Origin of the sequence: Rathayibacter iranicus NCPPB 2253 = VKM Ac-1602 (assembly GCF_003149025.1) — a bacterium.
Lineage (GTDB): Bacteria > Actinomycetota > Actinomycetes > Actinomycetales > Microbacteriaceae > Rathayibacter > Rathayibacter iranicus.
Window position 1 is genome coordinate 1 of the sequence record NZ_QGDV01000049.1, and the last position, 1212, is coordinate 1212.

Genomic DNA, 1212 nt, shown 5'->3' on the forward strand with positions numbered 1-1212 from the left:
GGGGTGTGTTGCTGGGGTTCTCGACCTGTAGGAGACTACTTTCATGGGTTCCACCCGACGAAGCTTCACCGAGGAATACAAGCGCGACGCGATCGCGCTCATTACTGACGGCGGCTATACGGTCGCTGAAGTCGCGAAGCAGATTGAGGTGAGCGAGACCAGTATCAGAAAATGGATGGCGAAAGCCGGTCCGCCCGCCGCCACCGGCGCGGGCGGCGGCGATGACGAGCCTTTGACAGAGTCCGAACGTGCGGAGTTGAAGCGTCTTCGACGCGAGCGCGCGCACATGGAGATGCAGATCGACTTTGCAAAAAAAGTATCGACCTGGTTCGCGAGCGGCCAGCGGTAATATTCGCTGCCATCGCGGACTGGGCTGCGTCCGGCGCTTACCCCGTCGCGTTCATGTGTCACGAACTGAAGGTGTCACAATCCGGGTTCTACGCCTGGAAGAAAAGACCTGTCAGCGCTCGAGCGCTCACCGACGAGTCTCTACTCGCGGTCATCAGCGACGCACACACGTCTCTGAACGGTAATCCAGGGGTCCGCCGCATGTGGGCTGAACTGGCAGCTCGAGGCTGGCGCGTCGGTCGCAAGCGGGTCCACCGGCTGATGCGAGCCGCAGGACTGCGCGGTCGCCACCCGCGGGCCTGGCGCGCCACCACGCTCCAAGGGGACGACCATCGTCCGGCTCCCGACCTGATCAACCGGGACTTCACCGCCGCCGAACCGAACACTCGATGGGTCGGAGATATCACCTACATCAAGACCTGGAAAGGATGGGCATACCTCGCGACCGTCATCGATCTCCATTCCCGGAAACTCGTCGGCTGGTCACTAGACACCCATATGCGCACCAGTTTGATCACCGAAGCACTCACGAACGCGATAAACACCAGAAAACCATCGGGCCGAGTGACTTTCCACTCCGACCGCGGAACGCAATACACGTCGCGGGAATTTGCTTCTTACTGCGACGAGAATAAAATCGACCGATCACTCGGTCGCACCGGCATCTGCTACGACAATGCCGTCGCCGAATCCTTCTTCGCGTCCTACAAAAGGAACTTATCCACACCACACCCTGGCCGACGCTCACAGCACTCCGCACAGCGACCTTCCGCTGGATCGAGACCTACTACAACACGCGACGACGACATTCCAGCCTCGGCTATTTGACACCAAAAGAGTATGAGCTAGGATACAGAGACATCC

Annotated in this window: 2 protein-coding genes and 1 pseudogene; all 3 read left to right on the forward strand. The window is 59.7% G+C overall.

All coding sequences use genetic code 11. From position 1 onward, the window contains the following. Nucleotides 1-43: 43 nt before the first annotated feature. Nucleotides 44-349 carry a transposase gene (locus B0H03_RS16030; protein WP_109714934.1) on the forward strand — a complete coding sequence of 102 codons (306 nt, stop codon included), beginning with the start codon at nt 44-46 and terminating at the stop codon, nt 347-349. A gap of 11 nt (nt 350-360) precedes the next feature. Further along, nucleotides 361-1017 (forward strand): annotated as a pseudogene (locus tag B0H03_RS16035) (IS3 family transposase); the annotation flags it as partial. Between the two features lie 50 nt (nt 1018-1067). Beyond that, nucleotides 1068-1212: integrase core domain-containing protein (locus B0H03_RS17625; protein ID WP_420849479.1), on the forward strand; the 145-nt coding region annotated here is incomplete at its 3' end.

What these genes read in the sequence shown, in the direction of transcription:
- B0H03_RS16030 (WP_109714934.1), top strand. Translation starts at nt 44, where the DNA reads ATGGGTTCCACCCGACGAAGCTTCACCGAGGAATACAAGCGCGACGCG.